We start from the raw sequence: 15759 nt of genomic DNA, 5'->3' as shown, positions 1-15759 counted from the left end.
AAGGGCCTCCCATGTCGCTCGCCACATACCGCAAGAAGCGCAACTTCAAGGTCACGCCCGAGCCGAAGGGGCGAAAGGGGGCACAGAAGGGCGCCCATTTCCTCATCCAGAAGCACGCCGCCCGCCGCCTGCATTATGACCTGCGCCTGGAGCTGGACGGGGTGCTCAAGAGCTGGGCCGTCACGCGCGGCCCCAGCCTGGTGGCCGGCGAAAAGCGTCTGGCTGTCGAGGTGGAGGACCATCCCCTCGCCTATGGCGATTTCGAGGGCACCATTCCCAAGGGCGAATATGGCGGCGGTACCGTGCTTCTGTGGGACCGGGGCACCTGGGACCCCATCGGCAATCCCCATGAGGGGCTCAAAGCCGGCCACTTGGATTTCCAGTTGCACGGGGAAAAGCTCGGCGGACGGTGGCATCTGGTGCGCATGCACCGCAAGCCGCGCGAGACGCGGGACAATTGGCTGCTCATCAAGGGCGAGGATGACGCCGCCCGCCCCGAGGGGGTCGGCGACATATTGGACGAGGCCCCGCAATCGGTGAAGACGGGGCGGGTCATTGCGGATGTGGAGGGGGAACCCCCCGGCTGGTCGTCCAAGACAGGACCCATAACCAAGCCGGCTAAAAATGCCAAATCCGCTCCCACGCGCCCCGGGGCGGCCCGTGCAAAAGCCAAGGTGAACGCGAAAAGTGCAGTCCAGCCAAAGCCTCCGCCCGACTTCGTCGCGCCCATGCTCGCCCGTCTGGTGGACAAGGCACCCACCGGCACAGGATGGTTGCACGAGGTAAAGTTTGACGGCTACAGACTTATCGCCCGGGTTGAAAGCGGCGCCGTCACGCTCCTGACCCGCAGCGCGCTGGACTGGACGGCCCGCTTCGGCCGCGCAATTCCGGAGGCGCTTGCCGCGCTGCCCCTGAGCAACGCGCTGCTGGACGGGGAAGTCATCGTGGAGAACGGGGCAGGGGCCTCCGATTTCTCGGCCTTGCAGGCGGACCTCTCCGAGGGCCGCGACGACCGCTTTGTCTTCTATGCCTTCGACCTCCTGTATCTGGACGGCCAGGATCTGCGCCCCTTGCCCCTCATCGAACGCAAGGCCCGCCTCGCCACGCTCCTGGAAGGCCGGAGCGGCCCGCTGCGTTTCTCCAGCCATTTCGATGAGAGCGGGGCCACCGTGCTGCGCCATGCCTGCCGGCTGGGGCTGGAAGGGGTGGTCTCCAAGGAGCGGGACGCACCCTATCGGTCAGGCCGGGGTCGAGCCTGGGTGAAGTCCAAATGCACCGCGCGGCAGGAATTCGTTATCGGCGGCTTCGTGCCCTCCACGACCGGCGCGGATCTCATCGGGTCCCTCGCGCTCGGGGTGAATGAGGAGGGCAAGCTGCGCCACGTGGGCCGCGTGGGCACTGGCTTCAGCGCAGCGGTGGCGCGGGACCTTCACACGCGCCTGGCTGCCCTTAAGGTGGAGCGCTCCCCCTTTGCCGAGCCCTTGTCGGCGGAGGCGCGGCGGGGCGTCACCTTTGTGCGTCCCGAACTGGTGGCCGAGGTGGAGTTCCGCGCCTGGACCGGCGATGGCCATCTGCGCCACGCCTCCTTCCGGGGCCTGCGGGAAGACAAGGCGGCCGCCGAGGTGGTGGCCGAGCGGCCCGCCGGCCGGGTGACGACCAAGACCAAGGCGAAGGAAGACACCGTGCCACGGCGCACCGTGAAACTCACCCACCCCGACCGGATCTATTGGCCGGAGGAGGGGATCACCAAGGAAGGCCTGGCGGACTATTACGCGCAGGTCTGGCCGGTCATTGCGCCCTTCCTCATCGGTCGCCCGCTCGCCCTCGTGCGCTGCCCGGATGGCATCCACGGCCCGCGCTTCTTCCAGAAGCATGCCTGGAAGGGGCTCAATCCGCGCATCATCCAGGTCACCGACCCCAAGGACACATCCGGTGAACCCCTCATTGCCATCGCCGACCTCGACGGGCTCATGGGCCTCGTCCAGGCGGCGGTGCTGGAGATCCATCCCTGGGGCTCAACCATCGAAGATTGGGAGCGGCCCGACACCCTGGTGATGGACCTCGATCCCGGCGAGGACGTGCCCTGGACGCGGGTGATCGCCGCCGCCGAGGAAATCAAGGCGCGCATGGAGGCGGCGGGGCTGGCGGCCTTCGTGAAGACCTCCGGCGGCAAGGGCCTGCATGTGGTGACGCCCCTGAAGCCCCGCGCCAGCTGGGCCGAGGCCAAGGCCTTCACCAAGGCCATTGCCCAGTCCATGGCCGCTGACAGCCCGGACCTCTATACGGCCACCATCACCAAGTCGAAGCGGGTGGGCCGCATCCTGGTGGATTATCTGCGCAACCAGCGGGGCGCCACGGCGGTGGCGGCCTATTCGACCCGCGCGCGGGTGGGCGCGGCCGTCTCCATGCCGCTGGCGTGGGAGGAACTCACCCCCGCCATCGGCCCGGCCGCCTTCACCATCCTCAACACGCCCGGCCGCCTTGATGCCCTTCCCCGACGACCCTGGGACGGCTTCCGGGCCGCCGCCGCGCCTCTGCCCAAGGCGAAGGCGCGCAAATAGAAGGCGTCACTTTCTGCGCTTGGCCGAACTGTCGCCGGCGATGCTCCGGCGCAGCGCCTCCATGATGTCGACCACATTGTCGCCGCCGGTCTCCTTCGGCGCGGGCGCGGCCTTGGAGGGCTTGCGGGGCTTCTTCGTCTTCTTGCCGGCGATGATGTCCAGGAGCTTGGCCTGCACGGGGTCGGAGACGAAATCCGGCGACCAGTCCCGCACGCGCTCGGCAATGAGGGTCGTCATCAGCTTCATGGCCTTGGCGTCGGGCGCGGCCTTGTCGATCGCCTCGAACACTTCCTGCGGATCGCGCACCTCGTCGCCATAGCGCAAGGTCCACACCACGATCCCCCCGTCGCGCGGGGCGAGCATCACCGCATGCTCGCGGCCATGGAGGATGAGGCGGGAAATGCCCACTTGGCCGGTGGCTTCCATGGCATCGCGGATGACGCAATAGGCCTCCTCGCCCACTTTGTCGTCGGGGGTGAGGAAATGGGGGCGGTCGAGGAAGATCCAGCCGATGCTATCGGCCGGAACGAACATCTCGATGTCGAGGGTGCGGCGGTTTTCCAGCGCCACGGCCTCCAGTTCCTCGTCCTCGACGATCACATGGCTGTCCTCGCCGGTGGGATAGCCGCGGGCGAGGTCATCATCCTCGACCACTTTGCCGGAGACCGCGTCCACATATTCGCTCACCACCCTATTGCTGGTGGCGCGGTTCAAGGTGTGGAAGCGCACCTTGGCGCCCTCGGTGGTGGCCGGGGTCATGGCCACCGGGCAGGTAACGAGCGAGAGCTTCAGATAGCCCTTCCAGAAGGTGCGCGGGGCCATGGCCGGTTTCCTGTGAGTTCGTGGTGCGAACACGGCAGGTGGCCATCGGTTCCCGCCGGCTCAGGGGCGATGGGAGGGAGCCAGCGACAGGCGGGTGCGCAAGGCCGCGCGCATATGGGCGCGGGCCGCCTGCTCGGCGCCATCGGCATCTCGGGCGGTGATGGCGTCCACGATGGCCCGATGCTCGGCGCGGGCGGCGTCGGGGCGGCCGGAGGCGGAGAAGGTGCTGATACCCAACAGGGCGATATTGTCGTCCAGCACCCGCGTCGCCTCGTCCAGATAGGCATTGCGCGCGGCACGATGAATGGCGGCGTGGAAGTCGCGATTGAGACGCGCAAGCTCGGCATAATCCGCGCCGTCGCGGCCGAAGGCGGCCTCAAGGTCCGCCAGGGCCGCCAGTTCCGGCGGGGAGGCGTGCTGGGCGGCAAGGCGGGCGGCGGCGCCTTCCAGGATCTCGCGCATGGAATAAAGCTCGATCACCTCGGAAGGGGCGAGCGCCCGCACCGTCAGCCCCCGCCCGCCGGCGGTCACCAGGAGGCGCTTCTCCAGAAGGCGGCCGAGCGCTTCCCGCACTGGGGTCCGGCTCATGCCGAACCGGGCGGCGATGTCCTGTTCGCGCAGGCGGTCGCCGGCCTTCAGGACACCTTCCCGGATCTGTTCGAGAATCGCACGATAGGCGGCTTCGCTCCGCGACAGATGGGCGAAGGGCTGCCCGTCGCCCCCCTCGGAGGGCTCGGGATTTGGCCGTGCGTCACGATCGGCAGCGGGCGTTCCGGCCATGTCTCCATCCGTCCGGGGCGCCCGAGGTTGGGCACGCGCCCTTATAGCAGGCGGGGCGGAGGGCGGCAGGCTTTTTTGTATATCTTTGCATGCAAAGACCGTCCCGCTCACTCCCCCCTGCGCTCCGGCCCTTCCAGACGCGACGTCCAATCCTCCAGCCGGCCGGTGTCCAGGCGGTGGTGCGCGATGCGGCGCCAGCTGTCCGGCAAGGGGGCCAGCTGGGCCATCTCCTCGAGCCCGGCCCGGTCCCACATCTCCACATAAAGCAGACGCCACAGGCGGGCGAGAGGCCAATGGGGAAGGGGACGATCCAGGAGGGTGAAGGCGTCACCCGGCGCGATCCGGCCCTCCTCCCGCACCCGATAATACCAGCCGGTGCGTCCGCTCCGCTGCACCAGCACCGCCATGTCGCGAACGCCGAAGCGGTGATTCAGCTTCCAGCAGGGCTGGCGGCCTTGGCTGACCTCCAGCACCGCGCCGCCGAGGCGGAAGACATCGCCAAGGCAGATGTCGGCCTCGGTGAGCCCGCGCGTGCAGAGATTCTCTCCAAAGGCGCCGGGTTCATCCAGTACCGGGTTTGGGCCGATCTCGGCCCGCCAGGCCTCGTAATGCGCGATCGAGTAATGATGCACCGCCTTGTCCGGCCCGCCATGATGGCGCAGGTCGCCTTGGCCGTCGCCGGCAAGGCCGAGGCGAGACAGGACGATCGGCCCCGCCACCGGCCGCTTGGCGATGCCACTCGGATCGCCCCGCGGGCCGAAGGGGCGGACTTCGCCCACAAGGAGGGTCTGCAAGACCACCGTCATGGCTCAAGACCCGCAAGCCATTCGGCCAGCACGGCCGTGCCGGCCGTGCGCAGGCCCTCGCCATGCCGGGCGGCGGCCCGGCGCAAGGCCGCCGGATCGCATCCGGCGGTGGCCAGTTCCGCCGCATGGCCGATCAGCCACGGTTCAAAGCACTGTCCCACATCCGCCTCCGGGTGGAATTGAAGCCCGAGCACATTCGGTCCTATCGCAAAGGCCTGATGGCGGCACAGGGGCGTGGACGCCAGATGGTCTGCACCGGCTGGCAGGTCGAACATGTCGCCATGCCAATGGAGGACCGGCACGTTGCTGAGGTGGCGCAGGGGACCGGACGTGCCCTGCGGCGTCAAGGCCAGGGGCGCAAAGCCGATTTCCTTCGCTCCCATGGTGCCCACCCGCGCGCCCAGGGCCGCCGCCATCAGTTGCGCCCCCAGGCACAGGCCCAGAGTGGGCCGCGAGGCCGCGAGCCTCTGGCGCAGAAGATCCAGCTCGTTGTGCAGGACGGGATAGGCGGCGGCATCGTGGACGCCGATCGGCCCGCCCAGCGCCACCACCAGATCGGTCCGCACGGGGTCCAAGGTCCAGAGCGGATCCACACCCACATCATAATAATGCACCCGGTAGCCGGCGGCTTCGAGCACGGGGCCGAAGGTGCCGAGGTCCTCGAAATGAACGTGCCGGAGCGCGACGGCGGTTTTCAGCATGGTCCTTCCTCCGCGGCGGATGGGTGGCTTGATAGGGACCAACCGGAGGAGCAAAAAGGGCCGGTTTGAATAAAGTGACTGGGCCGGTCGATGGAGGAAATCGTCTTCTCTCTGGAGCCCGGCTCACCGCGTCCGGTGTTCCTGCACTTGGCGGAGGCGCTGATCGCCGCCATTTCGGCGGGTCGGCTCCGGCCCGGGCAACGCCTACCGGGAACCCGCGCCCTGGCGCGCATGCTGGGCCTCAACCGCCACACGGTGGATGCGGCCTATCAGGAGGCGATGCTCCAGGGATGGCTGGAGGCCCGCCCCTCCAGCGGCACCTTTGTGGCCAGCGGCTTGCCGCCAGGCGCCACAGTCTCCCACCCGCCGGGCGGCCCCGCGCTCCCCCGTGTCGAGGCCCCGGGGCGGGCCCGTGCGGTCCTCTCGTTTTCCGACGGGGCGCCGGATGTCCGCCTTCTGCCCGTTGCGGAGCTTTCCCGCGCCGTGCGGCGGGTTCTGCGCGGGCCGGACCTGCGGGCCGCCGGGGCCTATGGCGATCCGCGCGGCGCACTGGCCTTGCGTGATGAGCTTGCCCGGCATCTGGCCGGCCATCGGGGCCTGGCCATCGGGCCGGCGGACGTGATGGTCACGCGCGGGAGCCAGATGGCGCTTTTCCTGGCGGCCCGCGCCCTTGCCCTCCCGGGCGAGGCCATTGCCGTGGAGGAGCCGGGTTATCCTCTCGCAGCATCCGCCTTCCGTGCGGCGGGGTTTCGGGTGGTCGGCGTGACGGTGGACGGCGGCGGGCTGGACATCGCCGCGCTGGAGCGGGCGGTTCGGGCCGACCCGTCCATTCGGGCGGTGCATGTGACGCCCCACCACCAATATCCCACCACGGTCACGCTGGGCGCAGCGCGGCGGGTGGCCCTGTTGGCGCTGGCGCGGCGCCATGACCTGGCGCTCATCGAGGATGATTACGACCACGACTATCGCTTTGATGGGCGGCCTGTCCTTCCCCTGGCGGCGCGGGCGGGCGCGGATGTGCGCCTTGTCTATGTGGGCTCGCTGTCCAAGCTGCTCGCGCCGGGCCTGAGGTTGGGCTATGCGGTGGCGGATCCTAAGGTGCTCCAGGCCATGGCGGACCTGCGCCAGGCCATCGAGCGGCAGGGCGACCTGCCGCTGGAACTGGCGGTCGCCCAGCTGATGCGGGAGGGGGACCTGGGGCGGCACCTGCGCAAGAGCCGGCGCATCTATGAGGCCCGGCGGGACCTGCTGTGCGCCCTGCTGCGGCAGAAAATGGGAAGCCGCCTGGCCTTTGCCCCGCCGGTGGGGGGCCTTGCCATCTGGGCGCGTTTGGCGCCCGGGCTTGAGGCCGATCGCTGGAGCGAGGCGGCTGAAGCGCTCGGCCTCAGCGTTACGTCCGCCCGCGCCTTCTGCCTGGACGCGTCACACGCCCCCCAAGCCTTCCGACTGGGCTTTGCCGGGCTCGACACGGACGAGATGCACGCCGCCGTGGACCTGCTGGCGCGGGCGGCGCCTTGACGTTTCTTGGGGGCTCAGGAGACCTTATAGAAGGCCTTGTACCAGTCCACGAACTCGGCCAGCCCCACCTCGATGGGGGTGCTCGGCGTGAAACCCACGGTCGTTTCAAGGGCGCTCACATCCGCGAAGGTGCTCACCACATCACCCGGCTGCATGGGCAGAAGGCGACGGCGCGCCTTGCGGCCGATGATCTCCTCTAGCACGTCGATGAACCGCTCCAGCGGGACGGGCGTGTGATTGCCCACATTGAACAGGCGGTGCGGCACGTCGGGATGCACGCGCCCCGGCTCGCTCTCGCCCTCGCCCAGGCGATCCACCGGCGGCAGGAGCATCAGGCGCTGAATGGCCTCCACCACCTCGTCAATATAGGTGAAGTCCCGCTTCATGCGGCCGTGATTGAAGACGTCGATCTCGTCGCCCTCAAAAATGGCCTTGGTGAATTTGAAATAGGCCATGTCCGGCCGGCCGAACGGGCCGTAGACGGTAAAGAATCTCAGGCCCGAGGCGGGGATTCGGAACAGGTGGCTGTAGGTCTGCGCCATCAGCTCGTTGGCGCGCTTGGTGGCGGCATAAAGCGAGACGGGCGCGTCGACCCGATCGGTCTCGCGGAACGGCACGCGGGTGTTGGCGCCATAGACGGAGGAGGAGGAGGCATAGATGAGGTGCTTGACGGGCACGGCCCGGCAGGCCTCCAGCACCGAGAGCGTGCCCTCCACGTTGCAATGGGTATAGCTCCGCGGATCATCCAGCGAATAGCGAATGCCCGCCTGGGCGGCCAGATGAACCACCACGTCGGGGAGGAACTCGCGCACGGCGGCAAGGGTCGCCGGGCCGTCCGCAAGGTCGATGCGCCGCTCGATGAAGCCGGGGCAGCCGCGCAGGACCTTGACCCGTTCCTCCTTGAGGAAAGGATCATAATAGGGGGTGAGGCAGTCGATGCCCATCACCTCCGCACCATCCCGCAACAGGCGCCGGGCGACGGCACAGCCGATAAAGCCTGCCGTGCCGGTGACCAGAACGCGCACCATCATTCACTCCTCAGGGCATCCGGCGCGTCGCGCGCCCGCCCGCCCCGTGGCGGACGGCCCTGTTCCAACCGTCCAAATCGTCCGCTCCGGCACCCGGACGTTCAGCAACGGCCGGCTCGGGCGCCGGATCGCTTCTTTTCTTGCTCTCCGCCCGCGGACCCTGATCCGTAGCCGGAGGGGTCACGCCCCCGTTCTTCCCAAGCACGGCTGTGAGGCCCGTTCAAGACGGACGTAAGGCAAGCGGCGGCATCGCCTGTGAACGACAAAGTGCTGGGAGGTAATATGCTGTGTTTGCGGGTCCAGGCGGCCCGTGTCAGGCCGCCAGGGCGGACTGCGCATCGTGGCGGATGCGCTCCACCATGGAGCGCAGGCCGTTGGACCGCTGCGGCGTGAGGTGGCCTTCCAGACCAATCCGGCGGAACACGGCCAGGGGATCGGTGGCCAGGATCTCCCGCGCCGTGCGGCCCGACAGCAGCGTCAGCAGCACGGCGACAAGGCCGCGCACGATATGGGCGTCGGAATCCCCCTCGAACCTCAGGACCGGGCCGTCAGGGCCGGTCTCGCGATGGCTCACCAGCCACACCTGGCTGGCGCAGCCCTGCACCTTGTTGGCTTCCGTGCGTTCGGCGTCCGGGAAGGGAGGCAGGTTGCGGCCGAGCTCGATCACATAGCGATAGCGGTCTTCCCAGGTGTCCAGCACCTCGAAGTCCGCAACGAGGTCTTCCGCGTCCATCTCGCCCGTCCCTGCACGGTCCGCGCAGGGCGGACATGTCTGCGGCGCCGCACCATGCGCGCCGTGACCAGCATATAGAAGCCGCACACGGGAAGGAAAAGTGTTCAGGCGGGCCGGCGCTGGGGCAGGGGGACGCTGAAGCTCGGGGCCTGGGGCGCGGCGCCAGGCGCGGCGGGGTCGCCGCCCCAGTTCGGCAGGAGGTCCTGGGGCGTCAGGGTGCTGCCGCCATGGGCCTCGGGCGCCCGCGGCGCCTCGGCACCGGAATGGGCGCCGAAATTGTCATAGAGCCATTTGGCGCTCATCTGCGCCTTGTCGAGGATATGAGACATCATCTCGCCACCCACGGCGCACGCGTCTGGCTGGCGCTGGCAGAAGCCGCGCGCGTCCGCCAGCACCGACTGGGCGGCACTGAGGGCCTGCCATGCCCCGATCTGCCGGCCGCCGTCGCTGGACGTGCCAATGGGCAGGATCAGGAGAATGAGGGCCAGCCAGAAGGCCATGCGCAACAGGAAGAACATCGATCCCTCGACAGGCCTGGCGCGCCTCCCATGCCAGGCGATCCCATCCTAGCAAAGCTGGCGGGGCAGGGCAGCCGGTCGGCTCCCCTCATCGCAAGACATCGTTAACGCTGTTGCCAAAGGCCTGCGTCACGCGCCAAGGCGCGGCGCCCCCGCCGGGAGGACGGGAGCGCCATGGCCCTATCGGCCAAGGCCCATGGTGCGGGGCAGCCAGAGCGTCAGGTCGGGAATGTAGGTGATGGCGGCAAGCGCGATCAAAAGCGGCACCAGCCAGGGCAGGATGGCCACGGTCGTGCGCTCCACCGACAGCTTCGCCACCCGCGCCAGCACGAACAGCACCATGCCGAGCGGGGGATGCAACAGCCCGATCATCAGGTTCAGCGTCATCACCAGCCCGAAATGAATGGGGTCGATGCCGAGCTTCAGCACGATGGGCAGCAGGATCGGCACCAGGATGGTGATGGCGGCGATGGTGTCGATGAAGCAGCCCACGAATAGGATCAGGAGGTTCGCCAGCAGCAGGAACACCCATTTGTTCTGGGTGAAGCCGAGGATCGCGTCCGAGAGGATCTGCGCCGCCTGGCTGGCCGTGAGCAGCCAGGCGAAGATGGAGGCGGCGGTGACGATGAACAGCACCGAGGCGGTGGTCTCGATGGTGTCGAAGGTGGCCTTGGCCAGGCCCTTGAAGGTCATGGAGCGATAGCGCACCAGCCCGAGGAACAGCGACCAGATGACCGCCGCCACCGCCGCCTCCGTGGGCGTGAACCAACCAAGCGTCATGCCGCCGATGAGAATCACCGGCGCCATCAGCGCCATCACGGCGGAGAAGTCGAAATACCAGTCCGCGGCGAGGAGCACCGCTAGCGAAATGAGCACCGCTTGGTTGGTGGTGAGCCCGAGCTCGGTGAGGATGTAGACGCCGAGCGGGAAGCAGGCGACGACCACCACTTCCAGCCCGGCGCTGGCCAGCCGCCGGAGGGAGAATTTGGCGTCGCTGCCCCAGCCGTTGCGATGGGCGAAATAGGCCACCGTCGCCATCATCAGCACCGTCATGAACAGGCCGGGAATGACGCCGCCCAGGAACAGCGCGCCGATGGAGACATTGGCCATCATGCCGTAGATCACGAACGGCAGGGACGGCGGGATGATCGGGCCGAGGGTCGCCGAGGCGGCGGTGACGCCGACCGCGAATTCGGTGGAATAGCCATGGTCCTTCATGGCCTTGATCTCGATGGTGCCGAGCCCGGCCGCATCTGCGATGGCGGTGCCGGACATGCCGGAAAAGACCACCGAGCCGATGATGTTTACCTGCCCCAGGCCCCCGCGCATCCAGCCCACCAGGGCGACCGCGAAGCTGTAGATGCGCCCGGTCACCCCGGCGATGTTCATGAGATTGCCGGTCAGGATGAAGAAGGGCACGGCCAGGAGGGGAAAGCTCTCAACGCCCGCGATCATGCGCTGGGCGATCACCACGTCCGGCACCGTGCCGGAGACGAGGATATAGAGCAGGGACGAGCCGGCCATGGCAAGGGCCACGGGCACGCCGCAGATCATGAGGCCGAGAAAGGCGCCAATCAGGATCCACATGTCAGGCCTCCGTTCCGTCGAAGGCCTCGGGACGCTCCAGGATGGAATAGCCGCGCCTGAGATTGGCGACCATCACCTGGACCGAACGCACGAACATGAGCGCAAAGCCCGCCAGCACGGCGTAATAGACGACGCTCTTTTGCGCGTTCACCATCACCATGGGTTCATCGCCCACCAGGTCGATGTAGCGGACCATGAGCCAGCAGGCATAAGCGAAGAAAGCGGTGCGCAAGACATCCACCGCGATGGCCATCACCCGCCCCACGGGGGCCGGCAGGAAGCGATAGAGCAGGTCCACCTGGATGTGCCGCGAGAGCCGCACGCACATGGCCGCGCCCAGGAACACCACCGCCACCAGGCAATAGGTGGCCAACTCCTCGGTCCAGGCGAAGCTGTCATTCAGCACGTAGCGGGTGAAGAATTGGGTGAAGACCAGGCCCGCCATGGCCCAGAAGACGAGAAGCGTGACCCAGTCCTCCGGCGCATAGGGGGAGAGGTCGACGGGCGCGGTTTCCTCGAAGGTGTGGGCCAGCTCTTCGCCGGTGACCTGCGTGTGGACTTCGCGGGTGAAAGCCTGTTCTGCCATGGGGATTCCGGTCGGCGCGACAAGAAGGGGCATCCGGCAGGCGCCAGGGCCCCCGCCGGTGCGGCGATGGTCGGGGGCGCAGGCCGGGCGCGGCGGGCGCCCGGCCAGTCCCTCACGAGCCGGACTTGATGGCCTGGATGCGGTCCCAATCGGCCTTGCGGTAGCCGAAGCTCTCGAACGTGATGGTCTTCATCACCTGATCGCGGAAGTCGTTGGTATCCACCTCGATGATGGTGATGCCCTTCTGCTTGAACACCTCAAGCAGTTCCTTCTCGCGGGCCTGCACCTGCTTGGAGGCCTTCTCGGCGGCCTCCTGCGTCACCTCGGTGAAGATCTTCTGGTCCTCCGGGCTCAGCTTCGCCCACAGTCCCTTGGACACGATGGTGTTGAGGTGGTCGACGATGTGGCCGGTGAGGATGATGTTCTTCTGCACCTCGTAAAACTTCTTCGCCTCGATGGTGGTCAGCGGGTTTTCCTGCGCATCCACCGTGCCGTTCTGGAGCGCCAGATAGACTTCGGCGAAGGCGATGGGGGCGATGTTGGCGCCGCAGGCCTTGGGCATGGCGAGATAGGCGGGCGCATCCGGCACGCGGATCTTCAGGCCCTTCATCTCGGCGCAGGTCTTGAACGGCTTGTTGGAGGTCGCCTGGCGCACGCCATAATAGGTGACGGCCACGATATGGTTGCCGGTCTTGTCCTCATAGCCCTTGGCGAGGTCCTTGAAGACGTCGCTCTTGGCATAGGCGATGAGATGGTCGGCGTCGCGGAAGGTATAGGGATAATAGGTCACGCCGATGGGCGGATAGGCCTTTCCGGCGAAGGACGAGCCGGAAATAATCATGTCCACGGTACCCAGCGACAGGCCCTGATTGATGTCGCTTTCCTTGCCCAGCTGCGAGGCGGGATAGACTTCGATCACATAGCGCCCGTTGGTGCGCTTGTTGATCTCTTCCGCCGCCCAGACGGAGGTGGTGTGGAAGGGCTCCGAGGTCTCGTAGACATGGGCCCATTTCAGCTTGGTCTGGGCGCTGGCGGGTCCTGCCAACAGGAGGGCGGACCCGAGGGCGAGCGCGGCCGTGAGCCCGCAACGAAGAACGGACATCTGTTTCCTCCACAATGGCCCGGCTGTGAGGTTTGGCGTGCCGGTTAAATCGATTTGAGCCGCGGATCTGGCGTCCCCGTGCTCCCATCTTCTGCCATGGTACTATGGAAGACCGCCGGGGCAAGGGGCGATCGGACGCGGCTTTCCCGAGCGGCGTGCCTTCGGGGACGCGCCGAGGGTTCGCACGGTAAGGGGGAAGGGAATCGCGCGGCGGTCAGCAGCCGCCGTCGTCGAGCCCGTCCAGCCGCAGGCGGTTCACATGGCCCATCTTGCGGCCCGGGCGCGCCTCGTCCTTGCCATAGAGGTGCAGGTGGGCCCCGGGCTCGGAGAGAATGTGCGCCCAGGCGTCCACGTCGTCGCCGATGAGATTGACCATTTCCGCATGGCCGAGCCGCGCGGGATCGCCCAGGGGCCAGCCGGCAATGGCGCGTACATGCTGCTCGAACTGGCAGGTGACCGCGCCGTCCATGGTCCAATGGCCGGAATTGTGCACGCGCGGCGCGATCTCGTTGACGATCACCCGCTCGCTGGGGCCTTCGCCCGCCACGAACAGCTCCACCGCGAACACGCCCACATAATCCAGCGCGCTGGAAATGCGGCAGGCGATGCCGCGGGCCTGCTTGGCCGCCTCGGCCCCGAGCCGCGCCGGCACGGTCGAGCGGTGCAGGATATGGTTGCGGTGCTCGTTCTCCGTCACGTCGAAGGCGGCAAAGGCATCGTCCGAGCAGCGGGCGGCGATGACAGAGACTTCGCGGGAGAAGGCGATGAACCCTTCCAGGATGGCACTCTGGGCGCCGATGGTGCGCCAGGCGGCGGAAAGGTCGTCACCCGGGCGGATGGTCACCTGGCCCTTGCCGTCATAGCCGAAGCGGCGCGTCTTCAGCACCGCCGGCAGGCCGATGGCGGCCACCGCCGCTTCCAGGTCGGCGAGGCTGTCCACGGGCGCGAAGGGGGCGGTCTCGATGCCGAGATCGCGCACGAAGCGCTTTTCCGCCAATCGGTCCTGCGTCACCGCCAGCGCCCGCGCACCGGGGCGCAGCGGGACCCGTGCCGCCAGGAACTCGGCGGTCTCCAGCGGCACATTCTCGAACTCGTAGGTCACCACGTCGCTGCGCCCCGCCAGTTCCGCCAGCGCCGTCTCGTCCTCGTAGTCGGCGCAGATATGGCCGTCCGCCACGCGGAAGGCCGGGCTGTCCGGGTCCGGGCACAGGATCTGGGTACGCAGGCCGAGTTGGGCAGCCTTGAGGGCAATCATGCGGCCGAGCTGGCCGCCGCCGAGGATGCCAATGGTGGAACCGGGTTTCAGCATGCAGATCACACCGGCCGTTCGGCCACGGCCTCGGTACGGGCGGCGCGCCACGCCTCAAGGCGGGTGGCGAGCTCGGGATCGGACAAAGCAAGGACGGATGCGGCCAGCAGGGCCGCATTGGTGGCCCCCGCCTTGCCGATGGCCAGCGTGCCCACCGGAATGCCGGCCGGCATCTGGACGATGGAATAGAGGCTGTCGAGGCCCGACATGGTGCGCGATTCCACCGGCACGCCGAACACCGGCAAGGTGGTCATGGCCGCCACCATGCCCGGCAGATGGGCGGCCCCGCCGGCGCCGGCGATGATGACCTTGAAGCCGTCCGCGCGCGCGGACTTGGCGAAGGCCACCATGCGATCGGGCGTGCGATGGGCCGAAACGATGCGGGGATCGCAGCCGATGCCCAGCGCCTCAAGGGTCTCGACCGCATGGCGCATGGTGTCCCAATCGGACTGACTGCCCATGATGACGGCCACGGGCCGCGAACTCATCGCTTCCATCCCTGAAAAACGGAAAGCGCGGCTTTATCGGATTGGGGCCGCAGGGGCAAGGGAAAGAAGCACGCGGGCTGCGCGTCCCCCGCGCAAACCGTGTGGGCCGACAGGGGTGCAGGTCGCGCTGTCGGCACAGTTGAGGCACGAGGGCCCCTGCGGCCCCCGCCGCCGTCTCCTGTCCGCAGGCCGTGCCCGCCGTGCCCGGTCAATCGACCAGTTGTCCCGCCACGACCACGCGATTGTGGCCCTCGTCCTTGGCGGCGGCGAGGGCGTCGTCGGCCCGCTTCATCCAATCGTCCACGTCTTCGCCGGGCAGATGCTCGGCAACGCCAATGGAAATGGTCACGGAAGGGCGCTCGCCCGACGGCAGGAACACGGCCATGCCCGCGATCTCGCAGCGCAGCGCCTCGGCAATGTCGCTGGCAACGGTTTCCGTGGTGCCGGGCAGGAGGATCGCGAATTCCTTCACGCCCACGCGCGCAGCGCGCCCCGCATGGGCCCACAGCACCCGTGAGACGGCGACCAGGACGAGGTCGCCGCTGGCATGGCCATAGGTTTCGTTCACGCTCTTGAAGTGGTCGATATCGAACAGCAGCAGGGACAGGTCGCCTCCGCCCAGGATCATTTCCTCGGCGAGGTTGAAATAGGCGCGGCGGTTCAGCAGGGCGGTGAGCGCGTCATGGGTGGCCCAGCGCACCAGCTCCCGGCGCGCCTGGTTCATGCGCTCGGCTCCGCGCAGGCGCGCTTCCAGCTCGATCTTGTCCGGGGGCTTGCGGATGAAGTCGTCAGCCCCGCTGTCCAGGGCTTCCACCAGATGCGTCGTGTCATTGCTGGACGACATGGCGATGACATAGATGGGCCGGCCCTTGTTGGCGATGACCCGGGCCTCCCAGCACAATTGAATGCCGGACACGCTGGGCACCTCGAAGCTGGTCATCACCACGTCGAGGTTTGTGTCCTCATGCAGATGGTGCAAGGCGTCGGCGCCATCAGAGAAGGGACAGACCGTGTGGCCCATGTCTTCGATCATCCGGCCCATCAGTTTCAGGCTGACTTTGCTGGGCTCCACCAACATCACGCGCATGGGACCACCTTCGAGCATACTTCTGAAAGAAATATATCCGAAAGGTCAAAAAAGTGCTGGCGCACTATAAGAATATTGCATCCAAAACGAATGGATATATTCGGTCAAAAGCCGAAAATCGGACCGAAATGAA

Annotated in this window: 15 protein-coding genes; 2 read left to right on the top strand and 13 right to left on the bottom strand. The window is 67.5% G+C overall.

The window, feature by feature from the left end; translation table 11 throughout:
• Window positions 1–11 precede the first annotated feature (11 nt).
• Window positions 12–2561, top strand: a complete 2550-nt coding sequence (ligD, locus tag ACT54L_RS17135) for a DNA ligase D (protein ID WP_476086855.1) — start codon at window positions 12–14, stop codon at window positions 2559–2561.
• A 6-nt stretch (window positions 2562–2567) separates the two neighbouring features.
• Here ligD and ku read toward each other — a convergent pair whose 3' ends face one another.
• The 4 genes from ku to ACT54L_RS17115 all read right to left on the bottom strand — a co-directional run bounded on the left by ku (window position 2568) and on the right by ACT54L_RS17115 (window position 5670).
• Entirely contained in the window at window positions 2568–3383 is an 816-nt protein-coding gene (gene ku, locus ACT54L_RS17130) for a non-homologous end joining protein Ku (protein ID WP_476086854.1), read from the bottom strand.
• Between the two features lie 60 nt (window positions 3384–3443).
• Window positions 3444–4163, bottom strand: a complete 720-nt coding sequence (locus tag ACT54L_RS17125) for a GntR family transcriptional regulator (RefSeq protein WP_476086853.1) — start codon at window positions 4161–4163, stop codon at window positions 3444–3446.
• A 107-nt stretch (window positions 4164–4270) separates the two neighbouring features.
• Entirely contained in the window at window positions 4271–4969 is a 699-nt protein-coding gene (locus ACT54L_RS17120) for an MOSC domain-containing protein (protein WP_476086852.1), read from the bottom strand.
• A complete protein-coding gene (locus tag ACT54L_RS17115) occupies window positions 4966–5670 on the bottom strand; it encodes a glutamine amidotransferase (protein WP_476086851.1) in 705 nt (234 codons plus the stop codon). Before ACT54L_RS17115 ends, ACT54L_RS17120 begins: the two co-directional genes overlap by 4 nt.
• 90 nt (window positions 5671–5760) lie before the next feature.
• Here ACT54L_RS17115 and pdxR point away from each other — a divergent pair, with 90 nt between their 5' ends.
• Window positions 5761–7188 (top strand): MocR-like pyridoxine biosynthesis transcription factor PdxR, encoded by a 1428-nt coding sequence (gene pdxR, locus ACT54L_RS17110; protein ID WP_476086850.1) that lies wholly within the window; start codon window positions 5761–5763, stop codon window positions 7186–7188.
• A gap of 14 nt (window positions 7189–7202) precedes the next feature.
• On the opposite strand, the gene ACT54L_RS17105 is transcribed toward pdxR, so the two are convergent.
• The 9 genes from ACT54L_RS17105 to ACT54L_RS17065 form a co-directional block, all read right to left on the bottom strand.
• Complete coding sequence (locus ACT54L_RS17105) at window positions 7203–8219, bottom strand: NAD-dependent epimerase/dehydratase family protein (protein ID WP_476086849.1); 1017 nt, start codon at window positions 8217–8219, stop codon at window positions 7203–7205.
• 310 nt (window positions 8220–8529) lie between these two features.
• On the bottom strand, window positions 8530–8949 hold the full coding sequence (locus ACT54L_RS17100) for a SufE family protein (RefSeq protein WP_476086848.1): 420 nt from the start codon (window positions 8947–8949) through the stop codon (window positions 8530–8532).
• A gap of 104 nt (window positions 8950–9053) precedes the next feature.
• Window positions 9054–9467, bottom strand: coding sequence for a DUF5330 domain-containing protein (locus tag ACT54L_RS17095; RefSeq protein WP_476086847.1), 414 nt, complete (start codon window positions 9465–9467; stop codon window positions 9054–9056).
• A gap of 180 nt (window positions 9468–9647) precedes the next feature.
• Entirely contained in the window at window positions 9648–11054 is a 1407-nt protein-coding gene (locus ACT54L_RS17090; protein WP_476086846.1) for a TRAP transporter large permease, read from the bottom strand.
• Window position 11055: 1 nt separating this feature from the next.
• Window positions 11056–11640, bottom strand: coding sequence for a TRAP transporter small permease (locus ACT54L_RS17085; RefSeq protein ID WP_476086845.1), 585 nt, complete (start codon window positions 11638–11640; stop codon window positions 11056–11058).
• Between the two features lie 112 nt (window positions 11641–11752).
• Entirely contained in the window at window positions 11753–12742 is a 990-nt protein-coding gene (locus ACT54L_RS17080; RefSeq protein ID WP_476086844.1) for a sialic acid TRAP transporter substrate-binding protein SiaP, read from the bottom strand.
• Between the two features lie 214 nt (window positions 12743–12956).
• On the bottom strand, window positions 12957–14051 hold the full coding sequence (locus ACT54L_RS17075; RefSeq protein ID WP_476086843.1) for a 5-(carboxyamino)imidazole ribonucleotide synthase: 1095 nt from the start codon (window positions 14049–14051) through the stop codon (window positions 12957–12959).
• 5 nt (window positions 14052–14056) lie between these two features.
• Window positions 14057–14539, bottom strand: coding sequence for a 5-(carboxyamino)imidazole ribonucleotide mutase (purE, locus tag ACT54L_RS17070; RefSeq protein WP_476086842.1), 483 nt, complete (start codon window positions 14537–14539; stop codon window positions 14057–14059).
• A gap of 208 nt (window positions 14540–14747) precedes the next feature.
• Window positions 14748–15626 (bottom strand): diguanylate cyclase, encoded by an 879-nt coding sequence (locus tag ACT54L_RS17065; protein WP_476086841.1) that lies wholly within the window; start codon window positions 15624–15626, stop codon window positions 14748–14750.
• Window positions 15627–15759 lie beyond the last annotated feature (133 nt).

It is taken from the genome of Aquabacter sp. DMC10 (genome assembly GCF_056314145.1).
The sequence above is the reverse complement of the archived record's forward strand: the minus strand, read 5'-3'. Positions and strand labels throughout refer to the sequence as shown.